The organism is Serratia sp. (in: enterobacteria) (assembly GCF_051654945.1).
Taxonomy (GTDB): Bacteria; Pseudomonadota; Gammaproteobacteria; order Enterobacterales; family Enterobacteriaceae; genus Chania.
In genome coordinates this window covers 754,701-775,274 of sequence record NZ_JBOFZA010000072.1, presented here as the reverse complement: position 1 = coordinate 775,274, position 20,574 = coordinate 754,701, and the positions used below count along the sequence as shown (strand labels likewise).

Below are 20,574 nucleotides of genomic sequence, written 5' to 3'. Positions count from 1 at the left end.
CATCATATAAATAAATATTAATCCTGATTATCAGCATTAAAGCAGCTAATGATAGGGTGATAAAACCTGGCATAACGGGGGCGTTAGAAGTGAGAGGCGGTTTTTTCGGTTAGGGTTTGATGCAATTTAGCGCAATTAAATTTCGCCAGCAATAATAACCCTGGCAAGTTGTTGCAATTTATTAACCTGTAATTAGCGCTCTATAGGAATTTTTTCTGTTTAATAGCGAAAAAAAAATGGAATTTAACGGCGTTTGGTAGCCGCATCCTTCAATTGGTATCTGCAGGACGCGGCATAAATCGGTAACGGGATGGGATCAAAAACGCAGAGTGACCGCGTGCTGGTTAAAGAAGTCGATGAACTCGGGGTCGGGTTGGCGATCGGTGATCACCTTATCGAACAACGCCAGCGGCCCGATGCAGGCGGGTTTGGTTTGGCTGAATTTGCTGTGGTCGGCCACCAGGATCTTTTGCTGCGCCTTTGCTAATACCTTATGTTTCATCGCCAACTCATCAAAGTTGAAGCAGGTTGCACCGTGCTGCAACGTGATCCCTGCCGCTGAGATAAAGGCTACGTTAGGGCAGATATGGTCCAACTCGTTATGCTGGCCAATGGCAGTGAAAATGTAGTTACTCGGTTTGAACTCGCCGCCGCACAGGATCACCTTGCAGTTGGGCTTGTCCTGTAGCGCCAGGAAGGTATTAAGCGAATGGCAGATGGCGGTAAAGGGCAGTTCATCGGCAATAGCGTCGATAATTGCCGGGGTGGTGGTGCCACAGTCAAAGAATACCGTGTCATTTTCGTTAACCAGGGGGGCCGCCAGCAGGCCAATGCGGCGTTTTTCAGCGATCTGTTTGGCTTTCTGATCGGAGACAAAGTAATTGGTGACTCCGTTGGTACGCGGATCGGCTACGACATAACCCCCGAGCAACACCACCGCAGCGGGTTCGGCACTGAGATCGCGCCGGATGGTCATTTCCGAGACGCCGAGCAGTGCGGCTGCTTCTTTCAGGTGGATCTTGTCAGAACGCTTTAGTGCCTGAACTAAACGGTTGATACGTTCGTCGCGCCGGGTTTCCATCAGTTATTCCTACAGGTCTATACCCCAGATTGCGGGTATAGAGGAGCCAAAAGTATCTTTCGTTCGCTCCAACATAATAATGCGGAGTAGTGCAAACCCAGTTTGCACTGAGGGCACAACCCCGCATTATACCCGTCGTCTTTCAAGCTGCAGCGTTGTTACCTGCGCTTACTGCAGCTTGAAATCCATAGGGTATCTTGTTGTTATAACTAAGTAGAGCTAGCGAAAATCAGTAGTTACCAGCGGCAGCCGCATTGCCAGAAACGATGGCAACGCCCGAGCTGGTGCCGATACGTGTTGCACCGGCGGCAATCATTTTCTCTGCGGTAGCGCGATCGCGCACTGCGCCAGAGGCTTTGACGCCCATCTCGCTGCCTACGGTAGCACGCATCAGTTTAACGTGTTCTTCACGAGCACCGCCGGTGCTGAAACCGGTAGAGGTTTTCACGAAGGCGACGTCCAGTTCGCGACACATTTCACAAACCACAACGATTTGTTCATCACTGAGCAGACAGGTTTCCAATATTACCTTCAACGGGATAGCCGCGCAAACTTCACGTACCGCAGCGATATCGGCCTTAACTTCGTCATTCAGACCGCTTTTCAGCCAACCGACGTTGATCACCATATCGATTTCCTGTGCGCCAGCGGCAATGGCGGCTTTGGCTTCGAAAGCCTTCGATACGGTCAAACCAGCCCCCAGAGGGAAGCCGATAACCGAACATACTTTAACGTTGCTTTCCTGTAACAGGTGAGCGGCCAACGGGACATAACCCGAGTTGACGCAAACGGCATAGAAATTATGCTGACGCGCTTCTTCGCACAGTTGGTTGATCTGGCTTTCCGTGGTGTCCATAGCCAGCAGGGTATGGTCGATATAGCTAGCGTAATCAATCTGTTCAGTAGTCATGGTAATTCCTCAGTGGGTGTATAAACGTTTTGGGATGTTAGCGATGTTATTATCCTAACATTGTCACATGGCGATTGGTAGTTGTATTAACACTAATTTTTTAGTCATAAGCGGAATTGATAAGCACCATATGCCACAGGATTTGCTGGTAAATGTTATTTAAATAACATAGATTAGACATTGACCAATCTGTTCACTCTGTAACGGCTGCCACTGAGGAAAGAAGATGAAGACGATCATGACTCTGAACCCTGGATTGTTCGGCAGACAGCCGAATGAAGTGTATTGCGGTGCTGGTTTTACGGTGACCGCGTTTATGTTTCCTGGTGAGATTGCCGCCTTGGCGCTGCAAAACCAGCGAGGCACCCTAACATTGTTGCCTTACCAGGATTTGATGGTCTGGGATGCGGTGTTTGACGGCAAGTCCCTCAAATCAAAAGTTAGCCACGCGCAACCCCGGCGTAATGATGCGGGTGGTTGTTTTGCTTCTCACCAAGGTTTGCCGGTTAATCGTGGGCCGGTGGTTGATGTCTGGCTGGAAGTGGAAGAAGAGGTGGTCACCGTGCGAGCCAGCACTGCCGATGGCCAGTGCCGCACCCAACCGGCCGTTCAGCTAGCGACCAACAGCACGCAGTTCAGTATTGAAATGGTGATTAATAACCTGGCGCAGCAGGATCAGCCTTTCAGTTATATGTGCCACATGAACTATGCCTGTGAAGAGGGGGCCGTTTTCCGGCAAAACCTGCCAGGTTGCGCACTTAATATTCGTGATAATCCACAGCGGGTTATCTGTTCAGACGATCTCTCGCTGTACGTCGATCAGGCCGAGTTCTTTATGTTGGCGCCGGGCGGCAGAAGGTACGTGACCCGCTTTGCCACTGGCCAATTCAGCTATGCCGTCTTACAGCGGCCACGGGCCAACTCGCGAGCGGCGGCGTTTATTCAGCCAGCCAGTTGTAGCCCAGAGGTTGCAGCCACCCCCATGGCGGCAATGTTAAAAGCAGGGGAAATGCGAGAGTTCTGCGTAACGACCGGCGTGCTATAGCTGGCAGGGGACCAGCCCCTGCGGGCCGGCATTACTCCTTCACCCAGCCTTTGCGGATCGGGAAGGCGAACAGCAAATGGTACAGGCGAGTCAGACGTTGGGCGATGGCATCGCCAAACAGGTTCCACACCAATTGGGCAAACAGACAGCCCACACCGCCCAGCAGGAAGCCGCCTACCATATCCAGCGGCCAATGTACGCCGAGGAATACGCGCGACCAGGCAATGGCGACTGCCGCAACCATCAGTAGGATACCGGACCAGGCACGATGCCAGCACAAGAAGGCCAGGGCGAAGGTGAAGATGGCCGTGCCATGATCGCTGGGGAAAGAGCTATCTGGCGCATGCGCCAGGAAGGTGTAGCCGATCCCGGCGACAAACGGGCGCTCATGGGGCAACAGCGCACCAATAGCGGCTGAGGCGCTCATGGCAAATAACAGGGCAATGGTCGTTTTGGCTACCACTTCTCGCTGTGCTGCCAGTTGGCTATGCGCCCCCCAGAGCCACAGGCCAACAATCAGCAGCGGGATAATGGCGATCAGATCCCGTGCAATGAAAGTGGCAAGGTCGATCAACCATTCCGGGCTGGCCGGAGTCGCATCGATCCAGGCGAAAAGAAGATAGTTCAACTGCTCCATTAAGTATTACCTCGTCTTACGGCGGAAGAAGCCGCTAATACACCAATAAACAGCCATCTGGCTGAACCAGACCCACCACCCGGCCCACAGGTTATGGGAAAGAAAATGCGCGCCCCGCATGATCTGGCCAAAGCCCATCAGCATGCCAAGCGTGATACCGCCCAGCCAGCACCAGTAAGCCAGGCGCGGGCGTTGCGGATAGAACAGAAAGAACAACGCCATCACGGCAAAGCCGCTGGAAGCGTGGCCCCCGGGGAAACAACGGCCAGGCCCTGGAAACGCTGGCGTGGTGCCAAACAGCGGGAATGACATCGCCTTGCCACCGTACTCCAGCAGATCCCAAGGGCAGGAGTGTGCGCTGGTGGCTTTCAGGATCCCCACCACCAATGATCCAATACCCATCAACAACGTGGTGACGATCAGCCGTGGATTACGGCGATAAATTCCCCAAATCAGCGCCAACACCGCCCCGGCGATCACTAAAATCTTTAACAGGCGATGGTTAATCAGATCCAGCCAATAGCTGTTCTGCCAGGGGAAGCGCTGGCTGGCGGCGTCATACCAATAATTGCTGACCGCCCAATCCAACTGTTCATTGCGCGACAGCCAGATAAACAGCAAACCCGTCACCAATAACCCAAAAGCTTGCCAACGGTAAAAGGATGTGGGCAAGGAGTAAAGGGCGGTAGTCTTAATTTGGCTTACCGTTGAGGATTGATTTAATGAAGATTGTTTGGCGTTTGACGAGTTCACACGGTGGCTCATAGGCGATAACAGATGGCCTACTGTAATCATCCCGCCTTAAGAAAACCTTAATGAATGGCAACGCTAGTCACCGGCCTGGGTGACGATATCCAGAATTGACCTATAATTTAACGCAGCAAACTATGTTAGCGTAACTGGGTATTAGATGATGAATTGTAAGGATAAAAAATGAACAAGCTTTCTATGGTAATGACCAGCGTGCTGATGGCCGCGTCCGTCAGCGCTGTTGCCGCCACCACCGCCGAAAATGACGATCTCAATATGCAGCCGCTGGAAAAGGTCGCACCGTTCCCGAAAGCGGAACCGGGGATGAGCCGCCAGGTCATTTATTTGCCCAAGCAGGAAAATGAAGAAAACTTTAAGGTTGAGCTGCTGATTGGCCAAACGCTGGAAGTTGATTGCAACCGCCACATGATGGGGGGCAACCTGGAGAGCAAAACGCTGGCTGGTTGGGGTTACAACTACTTGGTGCTGGCGAAGCTTTCGGCTCCGGCCTCTACCATGATGGCTTGCCCGGATAATACCAAGCGTCAGGAATTTGTTGCCGCCCATCTGGGGGATGCCGCGATGCAGCGCTATAACAGCCGCTTGCCGATCGTGGTTTACGTGCCGAAGGACGTCGAGGTGCGCTACCGTATCTGGTCAGCCAGCGAAAATACCGGCCGTGCGCTAATTAAATAATCGCATCATAAACGGGTGCTGTGGTTGCGCCGTCGTAGGGGCGTCGCGTGCTGCACCCGTTTAGCATCTGACTCACTAGCGAATAATGCCGCGTGCCGAGCGTGAGAAAAAAGAGTTAAACCATTGCAGCAGTGGATAGGTTTCGCTCAAGCGCTGCGCCTCCTGTTTCACCTCATCGATCGCCAACGCTTTGTGATACAGCATGTTGTACAGAGCCAGGATCACCTGCTGTTGCTGGCTATCCAGCGATTGGAAGGCGACCGCAGACTCGTTGATCCCGATCGGGGCCGCGTGGTTGCCACTGGCGCTGACAAAAGGCGGCACATCCTGCACCACCCCGGATTGGTTGGCGATGTGTGCGTGTGCACCCAACAGGCAAAACTGATGGATGGCGCACATAAACCCAATCTGAACGAAATCAGCCAGTTCAACATGCCCAGCCAGCCCCGAGTTATCACCGATCACGGTGGTATTGCCGACGATACAATCATGGCCAATGTGGACGTTGTTTAAGAACAGGTTGTCATTGCCGATGGTGGTGCGGCGATGTCCTTGCACGGTACCGCGATGAATGGTCGCATTTTTGCCGATCCGATTCCTGTCGCCAATCACCACATCGGTCGCTTCACCGGCATATTTCAAATCCTGATTCACTTCGCCGATGGTGGAAAACTGTCCGATAACGTTATCGCGGCCAATACGGGTGAGGCCGTTGATGCTCACATGGGAAGCAATGACCGTATCGTCACCGATCTCGACGTCGGCTGCGATGATGCAAAAGGGGCCAATGCTGACGCGCGCACCGATAATCGCCCCCGGTTCGATCAAGCTGTTGCTTGCGACCCGGGCAGAGGGAGAAATTGACATTGCGTTATCCTGGAGATGGCGCGTGGCGTTGCCGGCATCGAGCCCAATCATGGGTAAATGACTAAGCCGAAATGTGGATTAATCAGAGAGTAAACGTCGAATGGGAGGGGGTAGGATTGGGCCATTGAAGACCACTGATTGTTCTTATCGACAAGGCAAGTATAAGGAATGCCCGGGTGTAGCACGCTATCTTATATTTTATTTATTTTCTGAACCTTTCTGTAATGGTGGGAGAGGCCAGGAACCAGGTTGATAGCATGTCCTTTAGGATCAGGGGGGCCGCTCGGGCCCTATGGCAGCAGCTTGACCCTGAGCATGTGTGACATTTTGCCGTAGCCCACGTTGTCTCTAACAATGGACGATAAAACAAAGCTGGCAGGCGACTACTCTCACGCTAGGCTAGAATTAATAGGTAGATGATCAGGCTGGGTATTAGGTGATACGGAGGGCTGACAACATGACTTATCAACATATCGTTATCGCTACCGATCTGAGTGAAGATGCCGAATTGGTGGTGCGAAAGGGTTCTGAATTGGCTAGCGCGCTAAACGCCAAGCTGTCGCTGATTTATATCGATGAACAAGCCAGTCACTACAGCGAATTTGGTAGTGGCGAGTTCAATTATACCGATAAGACCTTCTCCGAACGGGTGAGGACTATGCTTAACGCTATTCAGCAGCAGGCGCAGTATCCCATCAGTGAAGTGATCATTGGCCGTGGCGAACTCAGCGAAGCACTGAATAATGCTATCCACGAAAAGGGGATTGATTTGGTGATTTTTGGTCACCATCACGATATGTGGAGCCGTTTAGTGTCCAGCACGCGACGCACGATCAACCACATTGCGGTGGATATGCTGGTGGTGCCCCTGGTGAAAAGCTGAGGTAGAGATTTTGAATCTGTGAATGCCCGGCACCACAAAAATTAGAACAGTTTTCCCTCACCCAGCTCTCTCCAAAAGGGTGAGGGAGCTGAAGTCAGGCTCGGAAGTTAATATGTGGCAGGTAGACAAAAATCCCCCTTTGAGAGAGGAGATTTTGTATACGTCTTTATTAGTTCGTTAAATTTCAGGCAACAAAAAACCCGTTAATCTTGAACCTAAAAAGGCGGGACTAACGGGCTCCACAAAATGGGGACATCAAAGAAAAGCAGTGGCACTAATTCAGACTATGTCCCAATCGAAAAGTTCTGCCTGTTGCCAGAAAAAGCAAAAAATATTTCGCCATGGCATCACTTCTCACACCTCTTTGCTACCCCATGATGGCTGGCCAGATCACCACGATGAGCGAACCTGCCAAGGTTAACAACACGTTAGCGATGGCATAGGTGCCTGCATATCCCAACGCTGGGATATTACTACGTGCAGTGTCGCTAATGATTTCCATCGCCGGGGCACAGGTACGCGCTCCCATGATGGCTCCAAACAGCAGGGCACGGTTCATCCGCAGGATGTAGGCACCAAACAGGAAGCAGATCACCACCGGCACCAGGCTGACAATCAGGCCCGCGACAAGCATCTGGCCACCGACTGCGCCAAGGCTATGGCCGATACCGGCACCTGCGCTCAGGCCCACGCCGGCCATAAACACCATCAGGCCAAACTCTTTCACCATATTCAACGCGCCCTGGGGGATATAGCCAAAGGTCGGGTGGTTGGCACGCAGGAAGCCCAGCATGATGCCGGACATCAGCAGCCCAGCGGCATTGCCAATACCAAAGGAGAAACTGCTGAACTGAATGGTGATCTGGCCAATCAGCAGGCCGATGATAAAGAAGGCACAGAACGCCAGCAGGTCGGTGACCTGGCTATGAATGGAGATAAAGCCAATTTTCTCCGCCACGCTTTTTACCCGGCGGGCATCGCCGCTGACCTGTAGGACATCGCCTTTGTTCAACACGATGCTGTCATCGATCGGCATTTCAATCTGGCTGCGGATCACCCGGTTCAGGAAGCAGCCATGATCGGTCAGCTTCAACTGGCTTAGGCGCTTGCCGACCGCATTGCTGTTTTTTACCACGATCTCTTCGGTGACAATGCGCATATCCAGCAGATCGCGGTCAAACACTTCCTTACCATTACGGAAACTTGGATCCAGGCGTGCGTGGGCATCAGGGTAGCCGACCAGGGAGATCTCGTCCCCGACCTGCAACACCGCGTCTCCGTCCGGGTTGGCCAGAATGCCGTTACGGCGAATTCGTTCGATGTAGCAACCGGTTTGGCGGTAAATGCCCAGTTCCCGCAGGTTCTTGCCGTCCGCCCAGGCAACCAGTTCCTGCCCAACGCGATAGGCGCGGATCACCGGTAAATAGACCTTGCGCTGGCTATCGGTATCAAGACCGCGCTCACGGGCAATTTGTTGGGCTGAGGTAGAGAGATCTTGATGCTGCAATTTTGGCAGGTAACGAGCGCCGAAGATCAGGCTGACCAGACCAATCAGGTAGGTCAGGGCATAGCCCAGGCTCAGATGATCCTGTGCGGCAAGCAGCGCCGGGCCGTTGGTGATGGTGTTACGTAGCGTGTCGCCTGCTCCCACCAGCACCGGCGTGGAGGTCATCGAACCGGCGAGCATGCCGGCGGTAAGGCCGATATCCCAATGGAACAGCTTACCCAGGCCGAGGGCGAGCACCATCGCGCTACCCACCATCACCAGAGCCAGCATGAAGTAGTTTTTGCCGTCGCGGAAAAATATCGAGAAGAAGTTGGGGCCAGCCTCAACGCCAACGCAAAAAATAAACAGCATAAAACCGAGGCTCAAGGCTTCGGTGTTAATGGCAAAGTGCTGCTGGCCAAGCAGCAGCGAGACCACTAAAACGCCAATGGAATTACCGAGTTGAACGGAGCCAAGACGAACCTTTCCGAGGCAGAGCCCCAGGGCGAGTACCACAAACAGTAACAGGATGTAGTTACCGTTTAACAAACTTGCGACGTTTATGTTCACGGGGGATAACTTATTGTTTACCAGTAAGTTCTTGATAAAGAACACTATAAGAGTTAGATTCAGCCATAGAGTATATGGATAAAACTTATATAACAACCAACCACCGGAAGGCGAGCCGAACCATCGAATGGCGGCGCTTATTCTAGTCGCTATCACGTATGACAGCCAGCATAAAGCTGTGTCGGTATACGTATTTAACCCTTTTTGACCAAGGAAAAAGTTCAGCCAGCGCTGCCGATTTCGGCCGTGTGTCGCAAGGTCTGTGCGATAGGCTGTTTTTTACGATGTAGTCAGCGGTCACATCGCGATACCTGTCGTTTTTCGGGTATGGAGGGGAGAGGTGGATGGTGGGTTATCGATACTGGGTGGGCATTTTCAGTTGTTTTCTGCTCTTTAGCCTGGTTTTTCTTGTCCAGAAGAGCGGCACCGTCGGCGTGACGGAATCTGAGCATCATGGTGAAACCGGCCTGCTGTTGTTTATTCTTCCCGGTTTTATCGCCAGCTATTTGTCTAGTAAGCAGCGTATCCTGTGCCCTTTGCTTGGCGCGTTGTGTGCGGTACCGCTGTGTTTGATCATTCGCCACTTTTGGCTGACGCCCGGCCATTCATTTTGGCAGGAACTGGCTTACGCGGTTAGCGCCGTGTTCTGGTGTGTTTTAGGTGGGATGTTGTATTTACTGATGCGCGCGATGATACATGCGTGGCAACGGTTCTCGGTGCGCAAGAAAAACTAATCGTAAAAAGGCCACCGAAATGGGTGGCCTTTTGCTGTTCCGAGCTTGAAGCTTATTGGAACAGGTTCAGGTTTTCTTTGGCGTAGGCTTCAAAATCGGTGCAGCCGCCAATGTGGTCCTGATCGATAAAGATCTGCGGTACGGTTTCTACCGGTTTGCCCACGGTTTTTTCCAAATCGGCCTTGGTGATGCCTTCGGCGTGGATATCAACATAGCGGAAGTTGAAATCGTCACGCTCTTCAGTCAATTTCTCTGCCAGCTCTTTAGCACGGACACAGTAAGGACAGCCTGGGCGCCCGAAGATTACAGCAAACATGTAACACTCCTAGTCTGTTATTAATAATTAACCGTTATTGTAACGACATTCCTTCCGTCATAAAAAGACTTCAGTTGCGCAATCACTCACGTCATGGCGCTTACTATGCCCGTTGGCAGGGCTAAAAAAAAGCAGGATCTGCCTCTTGGTCTGATTTATAGAACCGATTAATCAACTAGGGCTGTTGCTACGTTAGTGAATTCACTACACTGAGCACAGTGGGTCTGGAGATAAAAATATGCGTTCATTCGGTGACTTACCGCGTTCGGTGCTGGTGCTTGAAGGCCTGGGGATGGTGCTGTTGATACTCTCTTATCTGAGTATTCATGACTACGTGCGTTTGCCGGGCATACTGGCTTCGCAACAGGCGGCGGTTGGCATGATTTTTCTTGGCGTTTTCCTGATGGTGCCTGCGGCCGCATTTCTGGTCTGGCGCGTGGTACAAGGGTTTGGCCCGCTACTGCGCGGTGGCTTGCCGCCACAGAACGATCGGCGTACCCCGCCAAAAGATAAACAAGACCAGGGACCGCAGGACTAAACGCGGCTATGGGGAATGCCTGCCAATGCAGGTGATCAACGCCTTCAGGGGTGACGAGTGAAAATAGCCATTCTTTCACGCGATGGTTCGCTGTACTCATGCAAAAGGCTGCGTGAGGCTGCCGAGCAGCGCGGGCACCGTATCGATGTTATCGATCCGCAGTCTTGCTATATGAATATCAATCCGGCGGCACCCAGCATTCATTATCGCGGCCGCCAGTTGGAACGTTATGATGCGGTGATCCCGCGTATCGGTTCCGCCATTACGTTTTACGGCACCGCCGTGCTGCGCCAGTTTGAATTGCTTGGCAGCTATCCGCTCAATGAGTCCGTGGCCATAACCCGGGCACGTGACAAGCTGCGTTCGCTGCAACTGCTGGCGCGCCAGGGAATTGACCTGCCGATCACCGGTTTTGCACATTCGCCGGATGATACCGGTGATTTGATCGAACTGGTGGGGGGCGCACCGCTGGTGGTTAAGCTGGTCGAAGGCACCCAGGGGATCGGCGTGGTATTGGCCGAAACCCGTCAGGCGGCGGAGAGCGTGATCGACGCGTTTCGTGGTCTGAACGCGCATATCCTGGTGCAGGAGTATATCCGCGAAGCCAACGGCTGTGACATCCGCTGCCTGGTAGTTGGGGGCAGGGTGGTGGCAGCGATTGAGCGGCAGGCAAAGCCTGGAGAATTTCGTTCCAACCTGCATCGCGGCGGCACTGCCCGTAAAGTGCATATCACCGCCAAGGAGCGCGCTACGGCGATCAAGGCCGTGGCGACGTTGGGGCTGGATGTCGCCGGGGTCGATATTCTGCGTGCCGATCGTGGCCCGCTGGTGATGGAAGTGAATGCCTCACCGGGGTTGGAAGGCGTAGAAACCACCACCGGGCTGGATATTGCCGGCATGATGATCGAGTACATTGAGCAACGGGGCCGGCCTGGGTTTCGTCTGAAATCTGGCGGCTGAGAAATTGGCACTTTTCGCTGTCGCGCCAAGCCCATAGGCAGGGCGCACAGGTGCGGATATCCCGTTCAATGTGGCTGTATTAGTGAATTAAGCGGCTTTGATCGTGGCATCTCGATTGAATATTCCGTAAGCTATGCGCCTTTTCATGTTTTTGAACCCTGTGAGGCTGGTAATTTATGGATTCACTCATCGTCCCCGATTTGGCGTTATTACGACGTTGGTTGGATCAATTGGGGATCTCGTTTTTTGAATGTGATTCTTGCCAGGCGTTACACCTGCCACACATGCAAAACTTTGACGGCGTATTCGATGCCAAGCTCGATCTGGTGGATAACGTGATCCTGTTTTCCGCGCTGGCCGAAGTGAAGCCAACCGCGCTGATCCCGCTGGTGGCCGATCTCAGTCAAATCAATGCCAGTTCGCTGACCATCAAGGCCTTTGTCGATATTCAAGACGACAACCTGCCAAAACTGATCGTTTGCCAGTCCCTGAGCATTGCCGTGGGCGTCGCCTATGAGCAGTTTGCCCACTTTATGCAACAGGGCGAAGAACAGATCTCGATGGTGATCCTGGAAGCCCGGGCGAACGATCTGCTGTTTATGGGTGATGAAGAAGAGAACCCGGCTACCCCTACCAGCCAGCCGATGCTGCATTAATCTTCGCTGTACATTATGTGTGCCGCAGATCCGGCGGCACGCAGCCCAGACTTTCCCCCACAACCAGATATTCTGCGTTTCTCCCCTTATTGCCAGATATTTCTCGTCTTTTAGGGCGTTATTGCCGCATCACATACAGAACCCGTGCATAATTAATCGATAAAAGGCGTTTTTTACCCCGGAGGCTGGCACCGTCTGGCAACTCCGGTTATGCTGCTGATCTTGCTAAAGGCTCACGCTCCTGTATGTGACCTCGTGGGCTGGCAGGTAAGAAAATCGCATGCAATCAACTGCATAGCTATTCACTCGCGATCGCAACGGTTGCGCTCAGCTAATCAAAGGCGTTGTATCCGGCCAGGATACAAATTTACCCCTTGTTTTGGAGGAAGTTACGGATGGTCACCCAACGTAAAAAGTGGTTATCGGGTGTGGTTGGCGGCTTGCTGATGACGGCTTGCTTCACCGCGTCGGCTGCAGACAACACGCTGCATATCTACAATTGGTCCGACTACATTGCGCCGGATACCCTGGCCAAATTCCAGAAAGAAACCGGCATTAAAGTGGTTTATGACGTCTTTGATTCCAACGAGGTTCTGGAAGGCAAACTGATGGCGGGCAGCACCGGTTATGATTTGGTGGTTCCTTCCTCCAACTTCCTTGAGCGCCAGTCCCAGGCCGGAATTTTTGAGCCGCTGGACAAGAGCAAACTTCCTAACTACAAAAACCTTGATCCCGAGATGCTGCAACTGGTGGCGCATAACGACAAGGAGAATAAGTACGGCATCCCTTACATGATGGTGACCACCGGCATTGGTTACAACGTCGATAAGGTTAAAGCGGTGCTGGGTAAAGATGCCCCGGTCGACAGCTGGGATCTGATCCTCAAGCCGGAAAATCTGGAGAAACTGAAAAGCTGTGGCGTTTCCTTCCTGGATGCACCAAGCGAAGTGTATGCCACCGTGTTGCACTACCTGGGCAAAGATCCTAACAGCACCAAAGCGGAAGATTACACCGGTGCCGCCAACGATCTGCTGATGAAGCTGCGCCCGAATATCCGCTACTTCCATTCTTCCCAGTACATCAACGATCTGGCAAATGGTGACATCTGCGTGGCGATTGGCTGGTCTGGCGATATCATGCAGGCTGCCAACCGCGCTAAAGAAGCCAAAAATGGCGTGAATGTGGCTTACACCATTCCAAAAGAAGGGGCGCTGACCTACTTTGATATGTTTGCGATGCCAGCAGATGCCAAAAACAAGGATGCGGCCTACCAGTTCCTGAACTTCCTGCTCAAGCCTGAAGTGATCGCAGACGTCAGCAACCACGTGTTTTATGCCAACGCGGTGAAAGACGCTACGCCGCTGGTCAATGCCGAGGTGCGTGACAATCCGAACGTTTATCCACCGGCGGATATTCGCGCCAAACTCTATACGTTGAACGTACAGTCGCCAAAACTTGACCGTGTCATTACCCGCTCATGGACTAAAGTTAAAAGCGGGAAATAAATACCCGTCGTCTTTCAAGCTGCAGCGTTGTTACCTGCACTTACTCACCCCAGTCACTTACCCAAAAGTAAGCTCCTGGGGATGAGTAAGCTTGTCGCCTAGCTGCAGCTTGAAATCCATAGGGTATTATTGAAAGGTAGGTGGGTTAACACCCGCCTGCATTGCCATTTTGGGCCATGGCAATTGCTGTGGTTGTTCGTACTGCTTTAGCCGGAGAGCACCCCGATTGAACGACGTTATCCCTCGTCCTCAAGCCAAATCGCAGAAGGTTTTCACCCCTCTGCTGGAAATCCGTAACCTCACCAAAACCTTTGATGGCCAAAACGCGGTTGAAGACGTCAGCCTGACGATCTACAAGGGCGAAATCTTTGCGCTGCTGGGGCCGTCTGGCTGCGGAAAGTCTACGCTGTTGCGCATGCTGGCCGGTTTTGAACAGCCGACGAAAGGGCAAATTGTCCTCGATGGTCAGGATATGTCCCACGTGCCGCCCTACCAGCGTCCGGTCAATATGATGTTCCAGTCCTATGCGCTGTTCCCCCATATGACGGTGGAGCAGAACATCGCGTTTGGCCTGAAGCAGGACAAAATGCCGCGCCCGGAAATTAACGAGCGCGTGGCCGAGATGCTCACACTGGTGCACATGCAGGAATACGCCAAGCGTAAACCACACCAGCTTTCCGGCGGGCAACGCCAGCGTGTGGCTCTGGCACGTAGCCTGGCTAAACGGCCAAAGCTGCTGTTGCTGGATGAGCCGATGGGCGCGCTGGACAAGAAATTGCGCGATCGCATGCAACTGGAAGTGGTGGATATCCTGGAGCGCGTGGGCGCGACCTGCGTCATGGTGACTCACGATCAGGAAGAAGCCATGACCATGGCTGGCCGTATCGCCATCATGAACCGCGGCAAGTTCGTGCAAATTGGCGAGCCGGAAGAGATTTATGAACACCCGAACAGCCGTTTCAGCGCCGAGTTTATCGGTTCGGTTAACGTGTTCGATTGCGTGCTGCTCGAGCGGCGGGACGATGCACTGATCCTGCAAAGCCCGGGTTTACGACATGCTCTGAAGGTCGATCCTGATTCGTCGGTGGTAGATGGTGTGCCAATCCAGGTAGCGCTGCGCCCGGAAAAAATCATGCTGTGTGAAGACGTTCCGGAAGACGGCTGCAACTTTGCGGTGGGTGAGGTGGTGAACATTGCCTACCTGGGCGATTTGTCGATCTATCACGTCAAGCTGCTCAGCGGGCAGATGATCAGTGCGCAGTTGCAGAACGGCCATCGCTTTCGCAAAGGGATGCCAACCTGGGGTGATGAAGTGCGCCTGTGTTGGGAAACCGACAGCTGTGTGGTTCTGACGGTGTAGTTGAGAAAGTGAGGAGTAACCACCATGACATTGCTTTCTGAACGTTCGCCGGAGCCTCCGGCACGAGTACCTGGCCCGATCAAAGCCTTTATCCAGCGTATGCAGATGGCTCATGGCCGCAAGCTGGTGATTGCACTGCCGATGCTGTGGCTGGTGCTGTTGTTTATGCTGCCGTTCCTGATTGTGTTCAGGATCAGCCTGGCAGAACTGGCCTTGGCGGTTCCGCCTTATACCGACCTGATGAGCTGGGCCGACGGCAAGCTCGATATCGCGCTGAACTTTGCCAACTACCTGCAACTGACCGATGATCCGCTCTATATTGATGCCTATCTGCAATCCTTGCAGATCGCGGCGGTTTCAACGCTGTGCTGTCTGGTGATCGGCTATCCTCTGGCGTGGGCGGTGGCGCACAGTAAACCGTCAACCCGCAACATTCTGCTGCTGCTGGTGATCCTGCCTTCCTGGACGTCATTCCTGATCCGGGTGTATGCCTGGATGGGAATACTGAAGAATAACGGGGTGTTGAACAACTTCCTGATGTGGTTAGGAGTGATCGATCAGCCACTGGTGATCCTGCATACCAACCTGGCGGTATATATCGGCATCGTTTATTCCTACCTGCCGTTTATGGTGTTGCCAATTTATACCGCGTTGACGCGTCTTGACTACTCGCTGGTGGAAGCCTCACTGGATTTGGGTGCCAAGCCGTTGAAAACCTTCTTCAGCGTAATCATGCCGTTGACGCGGGGCGGCATCATTGCCGGATCGATGCTGGTGTTTATCCCGGCGGTTGGGGAGTTTGTCATCCCGGAACTGCTTGGCGGGCCAGACAGCATCATGATTGGCCGCGTGTTATGGCAGGAGTTCTTCAATAACCGTGACTGGCCGGTTGCCTCTGCGGTGGCTACCGTGATGCTGTTGTTGCTGATTGTACCTATTCTCTGGTTCCACAAGCACCAGAACAAGGAAATGGGAGGGCAGGGATGAACAACTTGCCGGTAGTACGCTCACCGTGGCGGATAGCGATCCTGGTGATCGGTTTCACCTTCCTGTACGCACCGATGCTGATGCTGGTGATCTACTCGTTCAACAGCTCCAAGCTGGTTACCGTGTGGGCGGGGTGGTCATTCCGCTGGTATATCGAACTGTTCCATGATTCGGCGATGATCAGCGCGGTCGGCCTGAGTTTGACCATTGCGGCAGCCTCTGCCACGGCAGCGGTGATCCTCGGCACCATTGCCGCGATGGTGATGGTGCGCTTTGGTCGTTTCCGGGGTTCGACCGGCTTTGCCTTTATGCTCACCGCACCGTTGGTTATGCCAGACGTGATCACCGGCCTGTCGCTGCTGCTGCTGTTTGTGGCGATGGGGCATACCTTTGGCTGGCCTTCCGAGCGCGGAATGTTCACCATCTGGCTGGCGCACGTCACCTTCTGTACCGCCTACGTGTCGGTGGTTATCAGTTCGCGTCTGCGCGAGCTGGACCGCTCGATCGAAGAGGCGGCGATGGATCTGGGGGCGACGCCGCTGAAAGTGTTCTCCGTGATCACCTTGCCGATGATTGCCCCGGCGCTGATCTCTGGCTGGATGCTGGCGTTTACCCTGTCGTTGGACGATCTGGTGATTGCCAGCTTCGTCGCCGGGCCTGGAGCCACCACCTTGCCAATGTTGGTATTCTCCAGCGTGCGTATGGGGGTTAACCCGGAGATTAACGCCTTGGCGACCCTGATCCTGCTGGTGGTGGGGATTATCGGGTTTATCGCCTGGTGGTTTATGGCTCGGGCGGAGAAACAGCGTGCGCGTGAGTTGCAAAGAGCCGCTCGTGGCTGATGTAATCAGCGATTAATTGAGCGTTAAGCGCCGCCTGACTGGGCGGCGTTTTATCTTTTCCAGTCCTCGTAAGGCAGTTTTTGCCCGCATTGGGTGTTACAATCTGCGCCCTTATTGGTCATCCTGATTTAACGGTTACTATTCATGCATTGCGCTTTGTATTCGGCGGACACCTGCCGTTCCTGTCAGTGGCTGGAAAAGCCTTATTCCCAGCAACTGGAAGAAAAACAACATCATCTGCAATCCTTGCTGGCGGATCGCGATGTCGCGCAGTGGCTGGAACCGGTGACGGGTGAACAGAGCGCATTTCGCAACAAGGCAAAAATGGTGGTCAGCGGGAGCGTGGAGCGACTGTTGCTTGGCATGTTACACCGTGATGGCACGCCGGTGGATCTGTGTGATTGTCCGTTATATCCGGCCAGCTTTGCCCCTATCTTCGCGGTCTTGAAAGATTTTATTCCCCGCGCCGGGCTGACGCCCTATAACGTGGCGCGTAAGCGTGGTGAACTGAAGTATTTGCTGTTGACGGAAAGCACCTTCAGCGGCGGCCTGATGCTGCGCTTCGTGCTCCGCTCCGAGAGCAAGCTGGCGCAACTGCGTGCCGCCTTGCCTTGGTTACAACAGCAGTTGCCCCAGTTGAAGGTGATCTCCGCCAATATCCAGCCAGTGCACATGGCGATTATGGAAGGCGAACAAGAAATTCCGCTGACCGAGCAGCAGGCGTTGGAAGAGCAGTTCAACCAGGTGCCGCTGTATATTCGTCCGCAAAGCTTTTTCCAAACCAATCCACAGGTGGCCAGCCAACTGTACGCCACCGCACGGGACTGGGTACGGGCGCTAGGTATCGCCAGCATGTGGGATCTGTTCTGTGGTGTCGGCGGTTTTGGCTTACATTGTGCACAACCACAAACCCGGCTGACCGGTATTGAAATCAGCGCAGAGGCGATAGCCTGCGCCAAACAGTCGGCACAAACTCTCGGCTTACAGCAGGTGAATTTTCAGGCGTTGGATTCAACTCGGTTTGCCACCGCTGAGGGAGAGGTTCCTGAATTGGTCTTGGTGAATCCGCCGCGCCGGGGAATTGGCAAGGAGCTGTGTGATTATCTCAACCGCATGGCACCGGGTTTTATTCTTTATTCCAGCTGTAATGCGCTAAGTATGGCGAAGGATTTGGCGATGCTGCCTGATTACCGCGTGGAACGCGTACAGCTGTTTGATATGTTCCCGCACACCGCTCATTACGAAGTGTTGACACTGTTGGTGCGGAAATAATCCCCTTACCCAGAGGGCGAGGGGACCGATCGAGTTTGTTGATTGTTCTGAGTAATAGCTTGTCTTTCTCGTTCTTACTCCCTACTTGCCGAAGTTGCATGGGCTAACTGCGCACTCCGGACAGCTCCCTCTCCCTGTGGGAGAGGGTTGGGGTGAGGGGAATTACTGCGGGAACCACTTATCGTTGATCGCCTTATAGGTCCCATCCGCCTTGACCGCATCCAGCGCAGCATTCAGCTTGGCCAACAGCGCCTGATTATCCGGACGCACGGCAATCCCTAAGCCGGTACCAAAGTACTGTGCGTCAGTCACGTGCTCGCCAACAACAGCCAGTTCCGGGTTATTCTTCAGCCACTCATTCACTACCGCAGTATCCCCGAATACGCCATCGATCCGGCCATTTTTCAGCTCCAGTACGGCGTTTTGGTAGCTGTCATACGACACGGTATTGATCTCCGGGTGCTTGTCCTGCATGTATTTTTGATGGGTGGTACCGTTCTCCATTCCCAGCTTTTTGCCTTTCAGATCCGCCAGCGAGGTGAATTTGCCTTTCTGAGCAATAACAATGGCCGAGTTGGCATAATAGGGCTGAGTAAAGGTCACCTGCTTGCTACGCTCTGGCGTGATGTCCATACCGGAGATCACTGCGTCATATTTCTTGAATTTCAGCGCCGCGATCAGGCTGTCAAAAGCCTGGTTGGTGAAGGTGCAGTCGGCTTGCATCTGTTTGCACAGGGCTTTGGCCAGATCGATATCAAAACCGACGATCTGGTTATTGGCATCCAGAGATTCAAACGGCGGGTAGGTTGCCGAAGAGGCGAAACGGATGGTGTCTGCGGCGGCGGCGTTAAAGGTGATCCCGGCGAGAATAGTGGCGGCAAGTAACAGCTTTTTCATCGGTACGGCTCCTGTCGTAAATTTGATTTTTGTCTCGCCACCTTTATTCTGACAACGACCAAAAGGCATTGTGAGTGGCTATGCCGATAACAATGCCATTTAGTGAATTATTATGCAATATAAATGACTATAAAATTATTTAGACCATAAAAAAGCCCCGCGCAGGGCAGGGCTTGGTCATTGTGGACGGGCTCAGTTACGCCGTTCAAACGCCAATGCGCGGCGTTCAACCATCCGCATCAAGAGTGTCAGCAGGCCGTTAACGCACAGGTACACAATGCCAGCGGCACCGAATACCATCACGTCATAAGTCCGGCCATACATCAGCTGGCTGTAGCCCATCACTTCCATCAGGGTAATGGTATAGGCAAGAGAGGTACTCTTGAACACCAGAACCACTTCATTGGAATAGGAGGACAAGGCACGTTTGAAAGCATACGGCAGCAGAATGCGCAGCGTTTGCGGGCGTGACATGCCCAGCGCTTCACAGGATTGCCACTGGCCCGCCGGAATAGCGCGCACCGCACCATGGAACAGCAGGGTGGTATAGGCCGCACTGTTCAGCGCCAACGCAATCATTGCACAGAGCCAGGGTTGCGACAGCAGGTTCCACAACCAGGGATATTCACGGATCGCCGGGAACTGGCCTGGGCCGTAGTAAATCAGGAAGATCTGCACCAGCAGCGGCGTACCGGTGAACAGCGTAATGTAGACCTTCACCAGCTGTGTCAGTACCGGCGTTTTTAACGTCAGGATCACCGTCAGCACTAACGACATCAGCAAGGCGACAATTAATGCCACGATGGTCAACGACAGGCTGGTATGCAGGCCTTTGATGATTTCGGGGATAAATTCAAGCATCAGGCTGGCCCCCGCTCAAAACGCGTTGTGCGCAGTTCGATCCGCTTAAGGATGTACTGGCTCAGCAGGGTGACTACCAGATAGATTGCCGCCGCAATCATATACCAGGTAAACGGCTCCTGGGTGCGGGTGGCAATGCTCTTGGTCTGCAACATCAAATCGTTAACGCTGATCAGCGACACCAGCGCGGTATCTTTCAGCAGCACCAGCCATTGATTACCCAGCCCCGGTAGAGCATGACGCCACATTTGCGGCATGATCAAGCGGAAGAAGATGGCTGTCTTGCTGAGCCCCAAGGCCTGGCCGGACTCCCATTGACCCTGTGGTACCGCTTTCAGCGCCCCACGCAGCGTTTGTGACGCGTAGGCAGAATAGAGCAGGGCCAGCGCGATAACGCCGCACAGGAACGGGCTGACTTCGAAATTATCGATCGCCAGTTGCACCGGCAGTTGGAACAGGCCGAAGTTCAGCACGAAGCCGTCGGACAGCACCATCAGCAGCTGCGAAGAGCCGAAATAGATAAACAGCACCACCAGAATTTCAGGCAAGCCGCGCAGCAGCGTCACCCAGGCGGTGCCGAGCCAACTGACCGCCTTCCAGCGGGATGACTCCCAGACGGCAAACAGCATCGCCAGGATCAGCCCGAGGACCAGGGCACAAACGGCAAGGCCGACGGTCATCCCGGCGGCGCTAGCTAAAGGTTGGATTTCATTCATCGATA

Annotated in this window: 22 protein-coding genes; 12 read left to right on the top strand and 10 right to left on the bottom strand. The window is 53.5% G+C overall.

Annotated elements, in window-relative coordinates; genetic code table 11:
- Window positions 1-316 precede the first annotated feature (316 nt).
- Together deoR and deoC are read right to left on the bottom strand one after the other, a co-directional pair.
- Entirely contained in the window at window positions 317-1,081 is a 765-nt protein-coding gene (deoR, locus tag ACRDCA_RS14115) for a DNA-binding transcriptional repressor DeoR (RefSeq protein WP_438690070.1), read from the bottom strand.
- 229 nt (window positions 1,082-1,310) lie between these two features.
- The gene (gene deoC / locus ACRDCA_RS14110; protein WP_438690069.1) at window positions 1,311-1,991 is read right to left on the bottom strand and encodes a deoxyribose-phosphate aldolase; all 681 of its coding nucleotides are present in this window, start codon (window positions 1,989-1,991) and stop codon (window positions 1,311-1,313) included.
- Between the two features lie 226 nt (window positions 1,992-2,217).
- Here deoC and ACRDCA_RS14105 point away from each other — a divergent pair, with 226 nt between their 5' ends.
- Window positions 2,218-3,036, top strand: a complete 819-nt coding sequence (locus ACRDCA_RS14105) for a hypothetical protein (protein ID WP_438690068.1) — start codon at window positions 2,218-2,220, stop codon at window positions 3,034-3,036.
- Window positions 3,037-3,067: 31 nt separating this feature from the next.
- Here the strand turns inward: ACRDCA_RS14105 and ybjG are convergent, their stop codons facing one another.
- Window positions 3,068-3,673 (bottom strand): undecaprenyl-diphosphate phosphatase, encoded by a 606-nt coding sequence (ybjG, locus tag ACRDCA_RS14100; RefSeq protein ID WP_438690067.1) that lies wholly within the window; start codon window positions 3,671-3,673, stop codon window positions 3,068-3,070.
- A 6-nt stretch (window positions 3,674-3,679) separates the two neighbouring features.
- Entirely contained in the window at window positions 3,680-4,438 is a 759-nt protein-coding gene (locus ACRDCA_RS14095; protein WP_438690066.1) for a phosphatase PAP2 family protein, read from the bottom strand.
- Between the two features lie 168 nt (window positions 4,439-4,606).
- Here ACRDCA_RS14095 and eco point away from each other — a divergent pair, with 168 nt between their 5' ends.
- On the top strand, window positions 4,607-5,119 hold the full coding sequence (gene eco / locus ACRDCA_RS14090) for a serine protease inhibitor ecotin (protein ID WP_438690065.1): 513 nt from the start codon (window positions 4,607-4,609) through the stop codon (window positions 5,117-5,119).
- Window positions 5,120-5,194: 75 nt separating this feature from the next.
- Here eco and lpxA read toward each other — a convergent pair whose 3' ends face one another.
- Window positions 5,195-5,986 (bottom strand): acyl-ACP--UDP-N-acetylglucosamine O-acyltransferase, encoded by a 792-nt coding sequence (lpxA, locus tag ACRDCA_RS14085; RefSeq protein ID WP_438690064.1) that lies wholly within the window; start codon window positions 5,984-5,986, stop codon window positions 5,195-5,197.
- Between the two features lie 457 nt (window positions 5,987-6,443).
- Here lpxA and ACRDCA_RS14080 point away from each other — a divergent pair, with 457 nt between their 5' ends.
- A complete protein-coding gene (locus ACRDCA_RS14080; RefSeq protein ID WP_438690063.1) occupies window positions 6,444-6,869 on the top strand; it encodes a universal stress protein in 426 nt (141 codons plus the stop codon).
- Between the two features lie 367 nt (window positions 6,870-7,236).
- Here ACRDCA_RS14080 and ACRDCA_RS14075 read toward each other — a convergent pair whose 3' ends face one another.
- The gene (locus tag ACRDCA_RS14075) at window positions 7,237-8,925 is read right to left on the bottom strand and encodes an aspartate:alanine antiporter (protein ID WP_438690062.1); all 1,689 of its coding nucleotides are present in this window, start codon (window positions 8,923-8,925) and stop codon (window positions 7,237-7,239) included.
- Window positions 8,926-9,269: 344 nt separating this feature from the next.
- Here ACRDCA_RS14075 and ACRDCA_RS14070 point away from each other — a divergent pair, with 344 nt between their 5' ends.
- Window positions 9,270-9,659, top strand: a complete 390-nt coding sequence (locus ACRDCA_RS14070) for an inner membrane protein YbjM (protein ID WP_438690061.1) — start codon at window positions 9,270-9,272, stop codon at window positions 9,657-9,659.
- Window positions 9,660-9,711: 52 nt separating this feature from the next.
- On the opposite strand, the gene ACRDCA_RS14065 is transcribed toward ACRDCA_RS14070, so the two are convergent.
- A complete protein-coding gene (locus ACRDCA_RS14065) occupies window positions 9,712-9,975 on the bottom strand; it encodes a GrxA family glutaredoxin (RefSeq protein ID WP_025119331.1) in 264 nt (87 codons plus the stop codon).
- A gap of 238 nt (window positions 9,976-10,213) precedes the next feature.
- Here ACRDCA_RS14065 and ACRDCA_RS14060 point away from each other — a divergent pair, with 238 nt between their 5' ends.
- The 8 genes from ACRDCA_RS14060 (at window position 10,214) to rlmC (ending at window position 18,095) form a co-directional block, all read left to right on the top strand.
- A complete protein-coding gene (locus ACRDCA_RS14060) occupies window positions 10,214-10,513 on the top strand; it encodes a YbjC family protein (RefSeq protein ID WP_438690060.1) in 300 nt (99 codons plus the stop codon).
- 57 nt (window positions 10,514-10,570) lie between these two features.
- The gene (gene rimK, locus ACRDCA_RS14055; RefSeq protein ID WP_438690059.1) at window positions 10,571-11,473 is read left to right on the top strand and encodes a 30S ribosomal protein S6--L-glutamate ligase; all 903 of its coding nucleotides are present in this window, start codon (window positions 10,571-10,573) and stop codon (window positions 11,471-11,473) included.
- A 176-nt stretch (window positions 11,474-11,649) separates the two neighbouring features.
- Window positions 11,650-12,129: a YbjN domain-containing protein gene (locus ACRDCA_RS14050; RefSeq protein ID WP_438690058.1), complete on the top strand. Its 480-nt coding sequence runs from the start codon at window positions 11,650-11,652 to the stop codon at window positions 12,127-12,129.
- A 395-nt stretch (window positions 12,130-12,524) separates the two neighbouring features.
- Window positions 12,525-13,634: a spermidine/putrescine ABC transporter substrate-binding protein PotF gene (gene potF / locus ACRDCA_RS14045; RefSeq protein ID WP_438690057.1), complete on the top strand. Its 1,110-nt coding sequence runs from the start codon at window positions 12,525-12,527 to the stop codon at window positions 13,632-13,634.
- Window positions 13,635-13,860: 226 nt separating this feature from the next.
- Window positions 13,861-14,994 (top strand): putrescine ABC transporter ATP-binding subunit PotG, encoded by a 1,134-nt coding sequence (gene potG, locus ACRDCA_RS14040; RefSeq protein WP_438690056.1) that lies wholly within the window; start codon window positions 13,861-13,863, stop codon window positions 14,992-14,994.
- Between the two features lie 24 nt (window positions 14,995-15,018).
- The gene (potH, locus tag ACRDCA_RS14035; RefSeq protein WP_438690055.1) at window positions 15,019-15,981 is read left to right on the top strand and encodes a putrescine ABC transporter permease PotH; all 963 of its coding nucleotides are present in this window, start codon (window positions 15,019-15,021) and stop codon (window positions 15,979-15,981) included.
- Complete coding sequence (gene potI / locus ACRDCA_RS14030) at window positions 15,978-16,823, top strand: putrescine ABC transporter permease PotI (RefSeq protein WP_411752657.1); 846 nt, start codon at window positions 15,978-15,980, stop codon at window positions 16,821-16,823. Before potH ends, potI begins: the two co-directional genes overlap by 4 nt.
- A gap of 144 nt (window positions 16,824-16,967) precedes the next feature.
- A complete protein-coding gene (gene rlmC, locus ACRDCA_RS14025; RefSeq protein WP_438690054.1) occupies window positions 16,968-18,095 on the top strand; it encodes a 23S rRNA (uracil(747)-C(5))-methyltransferase RlmC in 1,128 nt (375 codons plus the stop codon).
- A gap of 162 nt (window positions 18,096-18,257) precedes the next feature.
- On the opposite strand, the gene artJ is transcribed toward rlmC, so the two are convergent.
- From artJ to artQ, 3 genes are all read right to left on the bottom strand, one after another.
- Complete coding sequence (artJ, locus tag ACRDCA_RS14020; RefSeq protein ID WP_438690053.1) at window positions 18,258-18,992, bottom strand: arginine ABC transporter substrate-binding protein; 735 nt, start codon at window positions 18,990-18,992, stop codon at window positions 18,258-18,260.
- 192 nt (window positions 18,993-19,184) lie between these two features.
- Window positions 19,185-19,853, bottom strand: a complete 669-nt coding sequence (artM, locus tag ACRDCA_RS14015; RefSeq protein ID WP_438690052.1) for an arginine ABC transporter permease ArtM — start codon at window positions 19,851-19,853, stop codon at window positions 19,185-19,187.
- Entirely contained in the window at window positions 19,853-20,569 is a 717-nt protein-coding gene (gene artQ / locus ACRDCA_RS14010) for an arginine ABC transporter permease ArtQ (RefSeq protein ID WP_438690051.1), read from the bottom strand. The genes artM and artQ overlap by 1 nt, the downstream gene beginning before the upstream one ends.
- Window positions 20,570-20,574: the final 5 nt, after the last annotated feature.

Coding starts and splice junctions, on each gene's coding strand:
- deoR (WP_438690070.1), bottom strand. CDS start 1,081: ATGGAAACCCGGCGCGACGAACGTATCAACCGTTTAGTTCAGGCACTA.
- deoC (WP_438690069.1), bottom strand. CDS start 1,991: ATGACTACTGAACAGATTGATTACGCTAGCTATATCGACCATACCCTG.
- ACRDCA_RS14105 (WP_438690068.1), top strand. CDS start 2,218: ATGAAGACGATCATGACTCTGAACCCTGGATTGTTCGGCAGACAGCCG.
- ybjG (WP_438690067.1), bottom strand. CDS start 3,673: ATGGAGCAGTTGAACTATCTTCTTTTCGCCTGGATCGATGCGACTCCG.
- ACRDCA_RS14095 (WP_438690066.1), bottom strand. CDS start 4,438: ATGAGCCACCGTGTGAACTCGTCAAACGCCAAACAATCTTCATTAAAT.
- eco (WP_438690065.1), top strand. CDS start 4,607: ATGAACAAGCTTTCTATGGTAATGACCAGCGTGCTGATGGCCGCGTCC.
- lpxA (WP_438690064.1), bottom strand. CDS start 5,986: ATGTCAATTTCTCCCTCTGCCCGGGTCGCAAGCAACAGCTTGATCGAA.
- ACRDCA_RS14080 (WP_438690063.1), top strand. CDS start 6,444: ATGACTTATCAACATATCGTTATCGCTACCGATCTGAGTGAAGATGCC.
- ACRDCA_RS14070 (WP_438690061.1), top strand. CDS start 9,270: ATGGTGGGTTATCGATACTGGGTGGGCATTTTCAGTTGTTTTCTGCTC.
- ACRDCA_RS14065 (WP_025119331.1), bottom strand. CDS start 9,975: ATGTTTGCTGTAATCTTCGGGCGCCCAGGCTGTCCTTACTGTGTCCGT.
- ACRDCA_RS14060 (WP_438690060.1), top strand. CDS start 10,214: ATGCGTTCATTCGGTGACTTACCGCGTTCGGTGCTGGTGCTTGAAGGC.
- ACRDCA_RS14050 (WP_438690058.1), top strand. CDS start 11,650: ATGGATTCACTCATCGTCCCCGATTTGGCGTTATTACGACGTTGGTTG.
- potF (WP_438690057.1), top strand. CDS start 12,525: ATGGTCACCCAACGTAAAAAGTGGTTATCGGGTGTGGTTGGCGGCTTG.
- potH (WP_438690055.1), top strand. CDS start 15,019: ATGACATTGCTTTCTGAACGTTCGCCGGAGCCTCCGGCACGAGTACCT.
- potI (WP_411752657.1), top strand. CDS start 15,978: ATGAACAACTTGCCGGTAGTACGCTCACCGTGGCGGATAGCGATCCTG.
- rlmC (WP_438690054.1), top strand. CDS start 16,968: ATGCATTGCGCTTTGTATTCGGCGGACACCTGCCGTTCCTGTCAGTGG.
- artJ (WP_438690053.1), bottom strand. CDS start 18,992: ATGAAAAAGCTGTTACTTGCCGCCACTATTCTCGCCGGGATCACCTTT.
- artM (WP_438690052.1), bottom strand. CDS start 19,853: ATGCTTGAATTTATCCCCGAAATCATCAAAGGCCTGCATACCAGCCTG.
- artQ (WP_438690051.1), bottom strand. CDS start 20,569: ATGAATGAAATCCAACCTTTAGCTAGCGCCGCCGGGATGACCGTCGGC.